The sequence below is a fragment of the Citrobacter arsenatis genome (assembly GCF_004353845.1).
GTDB lineage: Bacteria > Pseudomonadota > Gammaproteobacteria > Enterobacterales > Enterobacteriaceae > Citrobacter > Citrobacter arsenatis.
Genome location: NZ_CP037864.1, coordinates 3115539 through 3128449, shown reverse-complemented (window position 1 = coordinate 3128449; position 12911 = coordinate 3115539). Strand labels below are relative to the sequence as shown.

General features: G+C 50.7%; 15 protein-coding genes. 10 read left to right on the top strand and 5 right to left on the bottom strand.

All coding sequences use genetic code 11. The features are described 5' to 3' along the window. Positions 1-40 precede the first annotated feature (40 nt). From E1B03_RS16255 to E1B03_RS16240, 4 genes are all read left to right on the top strand, one after another. Entirely contained in the window at positions 41-1183 is a 1143-nt protein-coding gene (locus E1B03_RS16255; protein WP_133086572.1) for a transglutaminase-like domain-containing protein, read from the top strand. Further along, a complete protein-coding gene (locus E1B03_RS16250; protein ID WP_103771225.1) occupies positions 1161-1517 on the top strand; it encodes a mercuric transporter MerT family protein in 357 nt (118 codons plus the stop codon). Before E1B03_RS16255 ends, E1B03_RS16250 begins: the two co-directional genes overlap by 23 nt. Beyond that, the gene (locus E1B03_RS16245) at positions 1514-1795 is read left to right on the top strand and encodes a heavy-metal-associated domain-containing protein (RefSeq protein WP_103771224.1); all 282 of its coding nucleotides are present in this window, start codon (positions 1514-1516) and stop codon (positions 1793-1795) included. Before E1B03_RS16250 ends, E1B03_RS16245 begins: the two co-directional genes overlap by 4 nt. Positions 1796-2004: 209 nt before the next feature. Beyond that, positions 2005-2670 carry a YecA/YgfB family protein gene (locus E1B03_RS16240; protein WP_003034581.1) on the top strand — a complete coding sequence of 222 codons (666 nt, stop codon included), beginning with the start codon at positions 2005-2007 and terminating at the stop codon, positions 2668-2670. 27 nt (positions 2671-2697) lie between these two features. Here the strand turns inward: E1B03_RS16240 and tyrP are convergent, their stop codons facing one another. Then, positions 2698-3909, bottom strand: coding sequence for a tyrosine transporter TyrP (gene tyrP, locus E1B03_RS16235; RefSeq protein ID WP_103771222.1), 1212 nt, complete (start codon positions 3907-3909; stop codon positions 2698-2700). 225 nt (positions 3910-4134) lie between these two features. Here tyrP and E1B03_RS16230 point away from each other — a divergent pair, with 225 nt between their 5' ends. Further along, a complete protein-coding gene (locus E1B03_RS16230) occupies positions 4135-4374 on the top strand; it encodes a YecH family metal-binding protein (protein ID WP_103771221.1) in 240 nt (79 codons plus the stop codon). A 46-nt stretch (positions 4375-4420) separates the two neighbouring features. Here the strand turns inward: E1B03_RS16230 and ftnA are convergent, their stop codons facing one another. Both ftnA and E1B03_RS16220 read right to left on the bottom strand, forming a co-directional pair. Continuing rightward, entirely contained in the window at positions 4421-4918 is a 498-nt protein-coding gene (gene ftnA, locus E1B03_RS16225; RefSeq protein ID WP_003034588.1) for a non-heme ferritin, read from the bottom strand. A 194-nt stretch (positions 4919-5112) separates the two neighbouring features. Then, positions 5113-5448, bottom strand: a complete 336-nt coding sequence (locus tag E1B03_RS16220; RefSeq protein ID WP_103771220.1) for a YecR-like family lipoprotein — start codon at positions 5446-5448, stop codon at positions 5113-5115. Between the two features lie 267 nt (positions 5449-5715). On the opposite strand from E1B03_RS16220, the gene E1B03_RS16215 reads away from it, so the two are divergent. Then, entirely contained in the window at positions 5716-6354 is a 639-nt protein-coding gene (locus E1B03_RS16215; RefSeq protein WP_103771219.1) for an RpiB/LacA/LacB family sugar-phosphate isomerase, read from the top strand. 34 nt (positions 6355-6388) lie between these two features. Here E1B03_RS16215 and E1B03_RS16210 read toward each other — a convergent pair whose 3' ends face one another. Beyond that, on the bottom strand, positions 6389-7810 hold the full coding sequence (locus E1B03_RS16210) for an MFS transporter (RefSeq protein ID WP_133086571.1): 1422 nt from the start codon (positions 7808-7810) through the stop codon (positions 6389-6391). A 129-nt stretch (positions 7811-7939) separates the two neighbouring features. On the opposite strand from E1B03_RS16210, the gene E1B03_RS16205 reads away from it, so the two are divergent. After that, positions 7940-8191, top strand: a complete 252-nt coding sequence (locus E1B03_RS16205) for a DUF2766 family protein (protein ID WP_133086570.1) — start codon at positions 7940-7942, stop codon at positions 8189-8191. 138 nt (positions 8192-8329) lie between these two features. On the opposite strand, the gene E1B03_RS16200 is transcribed toward E1B03_RS16205, so the two are convergent. After that, positions 8330-8833 carry a non-heme ferritin-like protein gene (locus E1B03_RS16200; RefSeq protein WP_103771217.1) on the bottom strand — a complete coding sequence of 168 codons (504 nt, stop codon included), beginning with the start codon at positions 8831-8833 and terminating at the stop codon, positions 8330-8332. A gap of 554 nt (positions 8834-9387) precedes the next feature. Between E1B03_RS16200 and E1B03_RS16195 the strand changes: the two genes are divergently transcribed. From E1B03_RS16195 to araG, 3 genes are all read left to right on the top strand, one after another. Further along, on the top strand, positions 9388-9945 hold the full coding sequence (locus tag E1B03_RS16195) for a DJ-1/PfpI family protein (protein WP_103771216.1): 558 nt from the start codon (positions 9388-9390) through the stop codon (positions 9943-9945). 315 nt (positions 9946-10260) lie between these two features. Continuing rightward, a complete protein-coding gene (locus E1B03_RS16190) occupies positions 10261-11250 on the top strand; it encodes an arabinose ABC transporter substrate-binding protein (RefSeq protein WP_133086569.1) in 990 nt (329 codons plus the stop codon). Between the two features lie 132 nt (positions 11251-11382). Next, entirely contained in the window at positions 11383-12897 is a 1515-nt protein-coding gene (gene araG / locus E1B03_RS16185; RefSeq protein WP_043016752.1) for an arabinose ABC transporter ATP-binding protein AraG, read from the top strand. The last annotated feature ends 14 nt before the right edge of the window (positions 12898-12911 follow it).

The following is a 12911-nucleotide window of genomic DNA, read 5'->3' as shown; positions in this document are numbered from 1 at the left end:
TTTAGCCGTAGCTCAACTCTTACAACATGGACAGACAGCAATGCAACGTCGACAATTTCTCAAAAATAGCGTTCTCCTTTCCGCAGCCGGTTTAGTCGGCCCTGCAGTCATTAGCCAGACAGTACGAGCCGCAGAGCCATCCGTTGCGCCAGCCGCTCGTCGACGTTTTGTCTTAGCACAAACGTACAAACTCAATCCCCCTAAAGGGTCGCGCGGCGTGGTGAAACTGTGGATCCCGCTGCCGGTAGATACCGCGTTTCAACAAATGACGGCGCTCGCCTTTAACGGAAACTATAAACAGGCGTACGTCACTAGCAATAATACCTATGGCGCGAAAACGCTGTTTGCCACCTGGCCTGACTCGCAGAGCGAATTGCTGATTAATGTTGATATCGACATTGAAACCGCCGACTGGGAACCGCTGAAACAGGACGCGCTGAAAACCTGGCAGGCGCCCGAGCAGATTATTTATCCGCTGGATGTAAAACCGTACCTGTTACCGACGGCACATACTCCAGTTGATGGGCTGGTTCTGGAAACAGCACGAAAAATCACCGGTAATGAGCAGGACCCCCAGAAAAAAGCACGCCTGATTTACGAATGGGTCAGCAGCCATATGGAGCGCGATAACGATGTCATTGGTTGCGGCACGGGGGATGTGGCGGAGATCTTAAAAAGCGGTAAGCTCAAAGGCAAATGCACCGACATGAGCTCCGTGTTTGTGGCTCTGGCGCGGGCTAGCGGCATTCCGGCACGCGAGCTGTTTGGCATCCGCTTGGGCAAAGCCAATAAGCTTGAACGTTACTCGAAAAGCGCTTTTGGCAAAGCAGACAGTGCCGGCGTTGCCGATGTCAGCGGCGGACAACACTGCCGAGCCGAGTTTTATCTGGCAGGTTACGGCTGGTTACCGTGCGATCCCGCTGATGTGACCAAAATGCGTCTGGCAGAGAAAAAGTCGCACCAGGACGCCGATGTCCAGGCCGTTAACACTTACCTGTTTGGTAACTGGGAAATGAACTGGGTTGGATTCAACTACGGGCGTGATTTCGAGCTGTATCCGGCAACGGAGCAGGGGGCGATGAACAACTTCGGTTATCCTTACGCCGAAGTCGATGGCGACCCGATCAATTTCTACGATCCTAAAGCGTTCTCCTACAGCTATGTCGCCACAGAACAACGCTAAAGGGGCGGGACTCACCCTGTTGACGGCCGCTGCGGCTGCCGTCACCGCTGGCTTATGCTGCGTTGGACCGCTGCTCTATCTGCTGTTTGGTATTTCGGCGGCGAGCTTTGCCGTTTTCACTCAGTTTGAGTTTTTGCGAACGCCTCTGATGCTGCTGTCTCTGGGATTATTAGTGCGCGTCTTCTGGCGGCTCTATTTTTCCAAACGGCTGTGGTGCTCCGGGTGGCTAACGCTGAAGCAGGCGCGCATTCTCTACTGGTTCGCGCTGGCGTTGATTTTGCCGGTGTTGTTTTACCCAACGCTCGTCGCCTGGTTTTATGAGGTATTTGAATGAAGATCTTCACGTTAGTTGTATTCTTGCTGATGCCGCTGTGGGCTCAGGCGGCCAATCAAAAAGTGGTGCTGGATATACAAAATATGACCTGCTCGCTATGCGTTATTTCAGTCAATCAGGCGCTACGTGAAACCGATGGCGTAATTAAAGCAAAATCCTCCCTCAAAACCCGGCAGGCAGAAGCGATCGTGCCAGAAGGTTTCCCCACCGATACTTTACTAAATGCGGTAGCGAAAACGGGCTATACCGCAACGCTCAACCGCATTGAGCAACAGTAAACCACCTGCGGGTGGTTTTATTGTTTTTTCCCGGTATGATGCCCGGCGGCTTAGTGTTCTCTTTTGTGCGTTAACTACCGGAATTCCCCTCGTTTCCTGTTAACCTGAACAGGCGGCAGCTGTATGCCGCATATGCCCATTTGTATCTGTTATCCCTCCAGCCATGTAGGATGATCACAGGCAAGATTTTTTGACTAAGGAAAAGCGTGATGAAAACGGGACCATTAAACGAGAGCGAACTGGAATGGCTGGATGATGTACTGACTAAGTACAATACGGACAAGGCTATTCTGGATGTGTCAGAACTGGATGGTTTACTGACGGCGGTGCTGAGTTCACCGTATGAAATTGAACCGGAGCAGTGGCTGGTCGCTATTTGGGGCGGCGCGCAGTATGTTCCTCGCTGGTCCTCCGAAAAAGAAATGACGCGTTTCATGAACCTGGCGTTTCAACATATGGCGGATACGGCGGATCGTCTGGATGAATATCCTGAGCAGTTTGAGCCGCTGTTTGGTTTGCGTGAAATTGACGAGCATGAACTGACCATCGTTGAAGAGTGGTGCTTCGGTTATATGCGTGGCGTCGCTTTGTCAGACTGGTCCGCGTTACCAGACACGTTAAAACCGGCGCTTGAAGCTATTGCGCTGCACGGTACGGAAGAGAACTTTGCGGTAGTTGAGAAACTGACGCCGGAAGCGTTTGAAGAGAGCGTGGATGCCATTCGCCTGGCGGCGCTGGATCTGCATGCTTACTGGATGGCGCATCCCCAGGAAACGCCGGTCAAGGTTCCGGTAAAAGTGGATGCCAAGGTAGGGCGTAACGACCCGTGCCCATGTGGTAGCGGCAAGAAATATAAGCAGTGCTGTTTGCATTAACAGAAAGGGGCGAAAGCCCCTTTTGTTTTAACCCACTTCAGGCAGGAATCCTGCAGCAATAGAAAACTGTACTGCTATCACCACAATGCCGCACAAAAATACCAACGCCAGCGCCGGAGCACCGCCCGCCACGCGGTAGGTAGCCTGCGGATTCTGTTTTCTGCTCTGCCAGGCCAGCATTGAGGGAATGAGCAGCGCCAGTACCGCCAAAGCAACGCCTGCGTACCCCAACGCCATGACGAAACCACGCGGATAGAACAGTGCGAATGCCAGCGGCGGCAGGAAGGTTACCACGCCGGTTTGCATTCTTCCCGCTACGGTATTGCGGCGTTGGAAGAGGTCGGCCAAATAGTCAAATAATCCCAGCGCCACGCCGAGGAAAGAGGTCGCCAGCGCGAGGTCGGCAAACAGATGCACCGCCAGCTCGACGTGCGGTGAAGCCACGACTTCACGCAATGCCTGCAATAAACCGTTTAAGCCTGCATGGTTGGCTAACAGCCCCATGAACGTTGACGAGTTAATACTGCCAAGCGTAGCCAACTGCCAGAAAATATAGGCGACCAGCGGAATAGCGCTACCGGTGATAAACACCCAGCGCAGTTTACGGATGTTACCGTTCATATAGCTGACGATACTGGGGACGCTGCCGTGAAAACCGAACGAAGTGAAAATTACTGGGATTGCGGACAATGCCAGTCCCTGCTGAAGCGGCAGCGTCAGCAGGTTTACCTTATGGATATGCGGCATCAACAGCGCCAGCATCGCCACCAGGAAGATTATCTTGGCGCTGAACAATAAACGGTTGAACAGATCGACCAGCGAGGTTCCTACGCAAACCACGCCACCGGCAACAAAGGTGAACAGCAGCACGCCTGTTGTCGGGGATATATTTGTTCCGGTCCAGTCGCTGATGCTGGAGGCCAGCAATTCACCTGCGCCACTGATATAAGCCGCCGTCAGGGCGTACATTAAAAACATCATGCTAAAGCCTGTTACCCACTGACCGTAACGACCAAGATAACGTTTTGCCAGCGTACCCAGCCCGGTGTCAGCCGGTACGTGTTGATACACTTCAAGCAGCAACAGCGCGGTGTAGCACATCAGTGCCCAAAGACTTACTAACAACACCAGCGTGACGCTAAACCCCACGCCTGCCGCAGCCAGCGGCATTGCCAACATACCGGCACCAATCGTGGTTCCCGCCACGATAAAAATACTACCCAGGGTTCTGTTTTTCACGCTTTCCTCTGTCCCAGAGATAATCAACGGTTATATCTGCGGCGCAGGTTAAGGCAAAACGCTATTTTCGTCAAATCACCGTTACAATGTGTGTACATTAATCTTTACGATATTTCGCGCATTAAGATGTATAGTAAATGACATTTATCTGCGAATAAACCTGCGTTAGCGCAAGGCAGCGCCGTGCGGTTCACATTAGGCTACGGACTTTATTGAGGAGGTAGTATGGAATCTATTCACGGTCACGAAGTGCTCAACATGATGATTGAATCGGGCGAGCAATATTCAAATGCCAGCCTTGAAGCGGCGATTACGGCGCGGTTTGGCGAGCAGGCGCGTTTTCACACCTGTTCCGCAGCGGATATGACGGCAGCAGAGCTGGTGGCGTTTTTAGCGGCGAAGGGAAAATTTATTGCAAAAGACGACGGCTTCTCTACGCACGAAAGCAAGATCTGCCGTCACTAATTGTATTGGGTAATGATGGCGGGCTTGCCTTCATTACCCTGGAACATTAATTCTGTGTATCAAGCGTAGCCAGTTCTTTATCGATGAAATAAAGACCTTCGCCACTTTTTCCTGCCAGTGATAACTTATCAATAACAGATTTAAATAATTTCTCTTCTTCATGCTGCTCGGCAACATACCATTGCAGGAAATTAAACGTTGGGTAATCCTGGTGGGTCATCGCCGCGTGTGCCAGTTCATTAATTTTCTGGGTGATCAACTGTTCGTGTTCGTAAGTGACACGAAACAGTTCGTCCAGAGACGCATATTCAGCAAAAGGGGAAGAGACGGTATTAATACGCGGCAAGCTGCCGGTATCGGTCAGGTAGTCAAACAGACGCTGCATGTGCGTCATCTCTTCCTGGGCGTGGCGGCGTAAAAACGCGGCGGCACCTTCGAAGCTGTGATAGCTGCACCACGCGCTCATCTGTTGGTAGAGCAGAGATGAATATAATTCAAGGTTCATTTGCTCATTCAGTTGGTCGATCATTTCTGTTTTCAGCATGGTTCTGCTCCACAAACGTTATTATATATTGACGTGGCGCCACTATAATTTGTTATTTAATTATTTGCAAAAGGTAAAATAATAAATTTATTTATTAAAAATGCGAATGGGAATAAAACGCATTAACGCTATTAAACGAAGGAAATAAATAATGAAAAGGCAGTAGACCAGCAATAATGTGCTGGTCGGAAATATTAATAATTGAAGGACGTCGATGGGGATACCGCAACGCCGTGACACTGCCAGGCGAGCGTAATTTTGGTATTTAAGCACAATGAACCGGCATATACGCTACAGGTTGACACCGGTTGACCAAACGCTTCTGCGTTGGCATAACCCAGGCGCTGACACTCTTTGGTGGCTGTCCCTTGGCTAACGTAGTCATCGGTACGCGCCGTTTGTAGCATGGCCTGGTTGTAGGTCAGGCGAACCACGCCGGTGATGGCGCTGGCTTCACTGACCTGAGCCTGTTTAGTGATAGTGCATCCTGTCAGCACGAGCGGCAAAAGGGCAAGGATAAAGGTCTTCATGTGATCGCTCTGAAAGTTCGGAGATACGCTATCATGGCATAGGTGCTGAAGCATCAATGGCTTGAATAGCCAGAAAATCACCCGCGATTAATCACAACGACGTCGTTTTTTGAGGCCATTCTGAGCTGCTGACGGAAAAATGTGAGCACCTCATTATTTTATAAAACTAAATTTCATTAAATTTGAAAGTGGGTTTGCAAAATAGTAATGTGACCTGAATGTTGTGACTTGCAGCGGGCTACCGCAGCGCATTCAGGAGATTACAGAATGAAAATTGCATTGATGATGGAAAACAGCCAGGCAAGTAAAAATGCCATCATTCATAACGAGCTTAAAGCCGTCGCGGATGAGAAAGGTTTTCCAGTGTATAACGTTGGGATGAGTGACGAGAATGATCATCATCTGACCTACATCCATTTAGGGATTATGGCCAGCATCCTGCTCAATTCCAAAGCCGTGGATTTTGTGGTTACGGGCTGCGGTACGGGGCAGGGGGCAATGATGTCGCTGAATATCCATCCGGGCGTGGTGTGTGGTTACTGTCTTGATCCAGCAGATGCTTTCTTGTTCTCTCAGATCAATAACGGCAATGCGCTTTCTCTGGCATTCGCCAAAGGTTTTGGCTGGGGTGCTGAGCTGAACGTGCGCTATATGTTTGAAAAAGCGTTCACCGGGCGTAATGGCGAAGGTTATCCGCCAGAGCGTAAAGAGCCGCAGGTGCGTAACGCCGGTATTCTGAACCAGGTGAAAGCAGCGGTAGTAAAAGAAAACTATCTGGACACGCTGCGTGCTATCGATCGTGAGCTTGTGAAAACCGCCGTGTCTGGCCCGCGCTTCCAGCAGTGCTTCTTTGAAAACTGCCAGGACAAGGCGATCGAAGCGTTTGTACGTGAGATGATTGGCTAAATCCTGCTGGCCCGGCAGGTGTTCACCTGCCGGGCTATCTGTTCTTGTCAGACACCGCGCTTCCAGCATCACGTGCAAGCCGCAGCGTATCCACCATACCCACCAGACAAATAATGGCAATTGCGACAAAGGCCAGCCGGAAACCGATCCCCGGAATAGTGTTCAACGCCAGCCATTCACTGATTTCATCGCCGATGCGGATCCCTATCGCGGCCAATGAAATACCTAATCCTACCGCTAATTGCGTCGCCGTACTGAACAGCGTATTGGCGTAGCTCATCTGTGACGCGGGGACGTCCGCAAAAGCTAGCGTGCTGACGCCGGTAAATTGAATCGAGCGGAACACACCCCCCAGGTACAACACCAGTAAAATAACCCACACGGGAGTCTGTGGCGTAATCAATGCGCAGGCCAGCAGTGCCAGGACGTTAAGGGCCCCGTTGATCAACAACAGTTTCTTAAAGCCCAGCCAGCGTATCAACGGCGTGGTGGCAGGTTTAATCGTCAGATTGCCGACAAATACCGCCAGCACCAGCGAACCTGCGTGAAAAGCGTTCATGCCAAAACCGACCTGGAACATTAACGGCAGCAGAAATGGCACGGCGCTGATAGAGGCACGAAACAGCGACCCGCCGTACATGGTGACGCGAAAAGTAGGGACGCTCATGGCATCAAGACGAATCATCGGCCAGGCTGCGCGTCGAAAATGATGCAGGGCAAACAGGAAGGTCACTGTCCCTAACGCCAGAAGCCCGGCGGTCAGCCAACCCTGCGGCTGCTGGGTTCCCAGTAACTCCATGGCATACACCAGACTTACCATTGCAACAGAAGTTGCGATAAAACCCGCTGTATCAAACGGGCGGCGTTCGTCGTCATGAATATCCGGGATAAAACGTAGCGCCAGCGCAATCGCCAGCATTCCCAGCGGTACGTTAATGAAGAAAATCCAGCGCCAGTTGGCATAGCTGGTAATAAATCCCCCAAGCGGTGGACCAATGATAGGTGCGACTAGCGCGGGCCAGGTCAGGGTGGCAATCGCGGTGATCAACTGATGTTTGGGTGCGGTGCGCAATACCGCAAGACGGCCAACAGGCACCATTAACGCGCCACCCACACCTTGTAAGATTCGCATGGCGACAAAGCTCTCAAGGCTTTCGGACAATCCGCATAAAACCGAAGCGAGGGTAAAAATCGCCAGTGCCAGAGTAAATACTTTTCGGGCACCGAAGCGATCCGCAATCCAGCCGCTGGCGGGGATAAGCACCGCAAGGGTGATCAGGTAAGCGCTGATGCCAATGTTCAGGTCTACCGCCTGTACGCCAAAGCTTTTGGCCATGTCAGGCAGGGCGGTGGCAATTACCGTGCCGTCAATAAACTCCATAAAGAAAGCCCCGGCAACAAGTAATGCTGCCGGGGATAGACCGCGTTTGTTCTCAACCGCTAACTGTTCATTCATGTTGTGCTTGCCATCTCAAAAGAAACTGACTGGAACTATTTTTATTTTCAGCGCATTCGTAATGCTTGCGCGGCTATCGCTTCGTTCGCTGAATGGGTACTATGACGACCTTTCTATAAGGAGCTCACTATGTCCCAAATACTGAATGCCGATCAGGAACTGCTCTCCGACGTTGTTGCCTGTCAGCTGGTTATCAAGCAAATTCTGGACGTTCTTGATGTTATTGCCCCGGTAGAAGTTCGGGAGAAAATGTCCAGCCAGTTGAAAAACATCGATTTTTCCAGCCATCCCGCAGGTGCCGATCCGGTTACAATGCGCGCGATACAAAAAGCGGTCGCGTTGATCGAGTTGAAATTCACGCCGCAGAATGAATCCCACTAAAATAAACCGTTGTTTCAGGTTTTAGAAAGGTTTTTTTACGCCTCGCAGAATGGAGGCGCGTGTGTAGGGAAAATCAGACGTTGGCCGGATAAGGTGTACAACATCGCTATCCGGCATTAACGCTTTGAAAACGGAAGATTAATGATGCTGGTAGTTAACGACGTTGAGCAAGTGCTTATCGGTTTGCGCCATGCACAATCCCGCGCGTTTGGCGCTGCGAACTTCATCGAGAATCGTCTGTAACAGCACGCCATCCTGCTGCTGCTCTTTTTCCAGGTCGTGAAGAAAATCAATGGTTGGCGCATCGTTTAATGCTTCCGCTTCGTTGGTTAAACGCGAGAGTTTACTCGAGCGCTGTTGATATTCATCCAGCGTTTTCTGAAACAATTCTTCAAGGGAAGTCAGTTCGTCACCTGGAACATCAATGGCCTTGACGATGGGGTTAGCCCCGGCACTTTTCATAAAATTGAACATCCGCATCATTTGAGTCACGTTACCTTGCGCCTGAGTGCGCAGAAACGTGGCGGTACCCGTCAGGCTATGCTCGTAGCACCATTCGCTCAGATGTAGGTAAAGATTTGAAGCATAGAACTCGAGGTTCATTTGGGTGTTGAGTTTATGAACAATTCCAACTGCAGCCATATCAATATCCTTATTTCCAGAAAGGGGGATGTACGTTACTAACGCCAGTACAGCGGGCTGCCGCTGCACTTCACCTCTACGTACAATTAACACTGTTAGCAGAATAAATCCGTTCCGCCGGTCCTTTAGTGATCACGAATTATATTCGTTTCCGATCGACATTCAGCATACCGCTTGCTTTGACATAAGAAAATCCTTAAATCTGCGTATTTATGTTTTTTTACATATTGTCATAACTGCCTTCGTGCTTTCACCGCTTTGGTATATAGGTTCTGTGAATGTAACGAATTGATATTTATTGATTTAAATATTTGTAATAGTAATGAAATGGTGTTTCAAATCACAAAATTAATTTCAGCAATAAGGTATTGTCTGGCACCGGATGATTATCATTCCATGTCGTGAAGAAATTTCATGATTAGGCTGAATCAGTACCAATTATCTGATGGCTAATTTTTTGCGCCAGATCAGTTTTAATCAAATTGAGAAATTTAACGGCCTGAATTATTCGCCATTAATTGTTTTGTGTATGTAGATAACGCGAGGAATTACGTATGAAGAAGGTTGCAGTGCTACTGGCCCCCGGTTTTGAAGAGGCTGAGGCGATTGTTACCATTGATATTCTGCGTCGCCTGAATATCGAAGTCGAAACGCTGGCCTGCGCCGAGTCACGTGCGGTGGTGAGCTATCATGACGTACCGATGGTGACAGACAGTACGTTGACCGCGCGCCAGGCATATCTCTACGATGCCGTCGTGTTGCCAGGCGGGCCGCAGGGCAGCGTTAATCTCGCCGCCAGTGAGGCGGTCCTCCAGTTTATCGCTCGCCATGACGAGGCAGGAAAACTCATTTGCCCGGTGTGTTCTGCGGCCGCGCGCGTGCTGGGCGGCAACGGCTTACTGAAGGGGCGTCGCTACGTGTGCTCGGGAGATCTGTGGCAAAACGTCACGGATGGGGAATATATTGATGCGCCGGTTGTTGAAGATGGCAATCTGATTAGCGGGAAAGGGTTAGGGCATATTTTCGATTTTGCATTGACGCTTTCAGCGCGTCTGCTGGGAGATGACATTCCGGTTCGCGATCACGCCGACCACATTTATTACCCATGGTAATCATTTTCCCGAATGCTTCGGTATTCGGGAACAAGGATTCGTTGGCTGATGTTATGGATTATTCTGCTACCCCTCTTTTTTTCCGTCGACAAAACCACGTTTTTTTATGTCATTTCCCGCTGAATTTATGTACGCAATTACTGTAATTCTGTGGTGTGATGCCGCTCTCTTATGGAGAATCAATTTCCCGCTAAAAATACTCTCAGCACTGGCATTGATCTTATCAATAAAAGGTAATGCCTTGTTTTACGTCCGAATTACAAAAAATCGTCTGATTTTACCCTACATAAAAGAACGTTAAAGCTGGAGTTAACCATGCACAAATTCACTAAAGCGCTGGCTGCCATCGGTCTGGCTGCCATTATGTCACAATCCGCTATCGCTGAATCCATGAAGCTCGGTTTCCTGGTCAAACAGCCGGAAGAACCGTGGTTCCAAACTGAATGGAAGTTTGCCGATAAAGCCGGTAAAGACCTTGGTTTTGAGGTGATTAAAATTGCCGTCCCGGATGGTGAGAAAACCCTTAATGCCATCGACAGCCTGGCTGCAAGTGGCGCAAAAGGGTTTGTAATTTGTACACCGGATCCCAAACTTGGACCTGCCATTATGGCGAAGGCGCGTGGCTACGATATGAAAGTCATTGCCGTCGATGACCAGTTCGCTAATGCCAAAGGCAAGCCGATGGATACCGTGCCGCTGGTCATGATGGCTGCAACCAAAATTGGTGAGCGCCAGGGCCAGGAACTGTATAAAGAGATGCAAAAGCGCGGTTGGGATGTGAAATCCACGGCCGTCATGGCCATTACCGCAAATGAACTCGACACCGCGCGTCGCCGTACATCGGGTTCAATGGAAGCGCTTAAAGCTGCAGGCTTCCCGGAAAAACAGATCTACCAGGTTCCAACCAAATCGAATGATATCCCAGGGGCATTCGATGCCGCTAACTCCATGCTGGTCCAGCATCCTGAAGTTAAACACTGGCTGATTGTCGGCATGAACGACAACACCGTGCTGGGCGGCGTGCGTGCGACCGAAGGGCAGGGCTTCAAAGCGCCAAACGTGATTGGTATCGGTATCAACGGCGTGGATGCAGTGAGCGAACTGTCCAAAGGCGAAGCGACCGGTTTCTACGGTTCACTGCTGCCAAGCCCGGATGTTCATGGCTATAAATCAAGTGAAATGCTCTACAACTGGGTGATGAAAGGTGCAGAGCCACCGGCGTTCACTGAAGTGACGGATGTGGTGCTGATTACCCGCGATAACTTCAAAGAAGAGCTGGCGAAGAAAGGTTTAGGCGGTAAGTAACAGAAATGCTGTGATGTTGTAGGCCGGATAAGGCGAAGCTGCCATCCGGCGCAATGCCCGGTGGCGCTGCGCTTACCGGGCCTACGTCCGGCGGTTTTCCAGGCCGGCAAAATCCTGACTCACGGAGACGTTATGCAACAGTCTACCCCGTATCTCTCATTTCGCGGCATTGGCAAAACATTCCCCGGTGTTAAAGCGCTTACGGATATCAGTTTCGACTGCTATGCCGGTCAGGTGCATGCGCTGATGGGCGAAAATGGCGCCGGGAAATCAACACTATTAAAAATTCTCAGCGGTAACTATGCGCCAACGACGGGATCTCTGACGATCCGCGGACAGGAGGTTTCGTTTGCGGATACCACTGCCGCGCTCAACGCCGGTGTTGCCATTATTTATCAGGAGCTGCATCTCGTCCCGGAAATGACCGTTGCCGAGAATATTTATTTAGGCCAGTTGCCGCACAAAGGCGGGATTGTGAACCGCTCGCTGCTGAACTATGAAGCGGGGCTACAGCTTAAGCATCTGGGCATGGATATCGATCCCGATACTCCGTTGAAATACCTCTCCATTGGTCAATGGCAGATGGTGGAGATTGCGAAAGCGCTGGCGCGCAATGCCAAAATTATTGCTTTCGATGAACCGACCAGTTCCCTGTCAGCTCGTGAGATTGAGAACCTGTTTCGCGTCATCCGTGAGCTGCGCAACGAAGGACGCATCATTCTGTACGTTTCGCACCGTATGGAGGAGATTTTTGCCCTCAGCGATGCCATTACCGTGTTTAAAGATGGTCATTACGTCAAAACGTTTACGGATATGCAGCAGGTCGATCACGACGCGCTGGTGCAGGCGATGGTCGGGCGCGACCTCGGTGATATTTATGGCTGGAAATCCAGACCGTATGGCGCAGAGCGCCTGCGTTTGCACGAGGTGAAAGCCCCTGGCGTACGTACGCCGATCAGTTTATCGGTACGAAGCGGTGAAATTGTCGGTTTGTTTGGCCTGGTAGGAGCCGGGCGTAGCGAATTAATGAAAGGACTGTTTGGTGGCACTCGAATCACGGCAGGGCAGGTGTTTATTGATGAACAGCCGATTGATATTCGCAAACCGAGCCATGCCATTGAAGCGGGGATGATGCTGTGCCCGGAGGACCGTAAGGCGGAAGGGATCATTCCAGTCCATTCGGTGCGTAACAACATCAACATTAGTGCGCGGCGTAAACATGTTCTGGGGGGATGCGTGATCAACAACGGCTGGGAAGAGACCAACGCCGATCACCATATTCGCTCTCTCAATATTAAAACGCCGGGTGCGGAGCAACTGATTATGAACCTCTCCGGCGGTAATCAGCAGAAGGCTATCCTTGGCCGTTGGTTATCCGAAGAGATGAAGGTGATTTTGCTGGACGAACCTACACGCGGCATTGATGTAGGCGCCAAGCATGAAATTTATAACGTGATTTATGCCCTCGCGGCGCGCGGCGTGGCCGTGCTGTTTGCGTCCAGCGATCTGCCAGAAGTGCTCGGTGTCGCCGACCGTATCGTGGTGATGAGAGAAGGCGAAATTGCGGGTGAGTTACTTCATGAACAGGCGGATGAGCGCCAGGCGTTGAGCCTTGCTATGCCTAAAGTCAGCCAGGCTGTAGCCTGAATAAGGAGAGAATG

Excerpts from the sequence above, each read along its gene's own strand:
- E1B03_RS16255 (WP_133086572.1), top strand. The coding sequence starts at position 41 with ATGCAACGTCGACAATTTCTCAAAAATAGCGTTCTCCTTTCCGCAGCC.
- E1B03_RS16250 (WP_103771225.1), top strand. The coding sequence starts at position 1,161 with ATGTCGCCACAGAACAACGCTAAAGGGGCGGGACTCACCCTGTTGACG.
- E1B03_RS16245 (WP_103771224.1), top strand. The coding sequence starts at position 1,514 with ATGAAGATCTTCACGTTAGTTGTATTCTTGCTGATGCCGCTGTGGGCT.
- E1B03_RS16240 (WP_003034581.1), top strand. The coding sequence starts at position 2,005 with ATGAAAACGGGACCATTAAACGAGAGCGAACTGGAATGGCTGGATGAT.
- E1B03_RS16230 (WP_103771221.1), top strand. The coding sequence starts at position 4,135 with ATGGAATCTATTCACGGTCACGAAGTGCTCAACATGATGATTGAATCG.
- ftnA (WP_003034588.1), bottom strand. The coding sequence starts at position 4,918 with ATGCTGAAAACAGAAATGATCGACCAACTGAATGAGCAAATGAACCTT.
- E1B03_RS16220 (WP_103771220.1), bottom strand. The coding sequence starts at position 5,448 with ATGAAGACCTTTATCCTTGCCCTTTTGCCGCTCGTGCTGACAGGATGC.
- E1B03_RS16215 (WP_103771219.1), top strand. The coding sequence starts at position 5,716 with ATGAAAATTGCATTGATGATGGAAAACAGCCAGGCAAGTAAAAATGCC.
- E1B03_RS16210 (WP_133086571.1), bottom strand. The coding sequence starts at position 7,810 with ATGAATGAACAGTTAGCGGTTGAGAACAAACGCGGTCTATCCCCGGCA.
- E1B03_RS16205 (WP_133086570.1), top strand. The coding sequence starts at position 7,940 with ATGTCCCAAATACTGAATGCCGATCAGGAACTGCTCTCCGACGTTGTT.
- E1B03_RS16200 (WP_103771217.1), bottom strand. The coding sequence starts at position 8,833 with ATGGCTGCAGTTGGAATTGTTCATAAACTCAACACCCAAATGAACCTC.
- E1B03_RS16195 (WP_103771216.1), top strand. The coding sequence starts at position 9,388 with ATGAAGAAGGTTGCAGTGCTACTGGCCCCCGGTTTTGAAGAGGCTGAG.
- E1B03_RS16190 (WP_133086569.1), top strand. The coding sequence starts at position 10,261 with ATGCACAAATTCACTAAAGCGCTGGCTGCCATCGGTCTGGCTGCCATT.
- araG (WP_043016752.1), top strand. The coding sequence starts at position 11,383 with ATGCAACAGTCTACCCCGTATCTCTCATTTCGCGGCATTGGCAAAACA.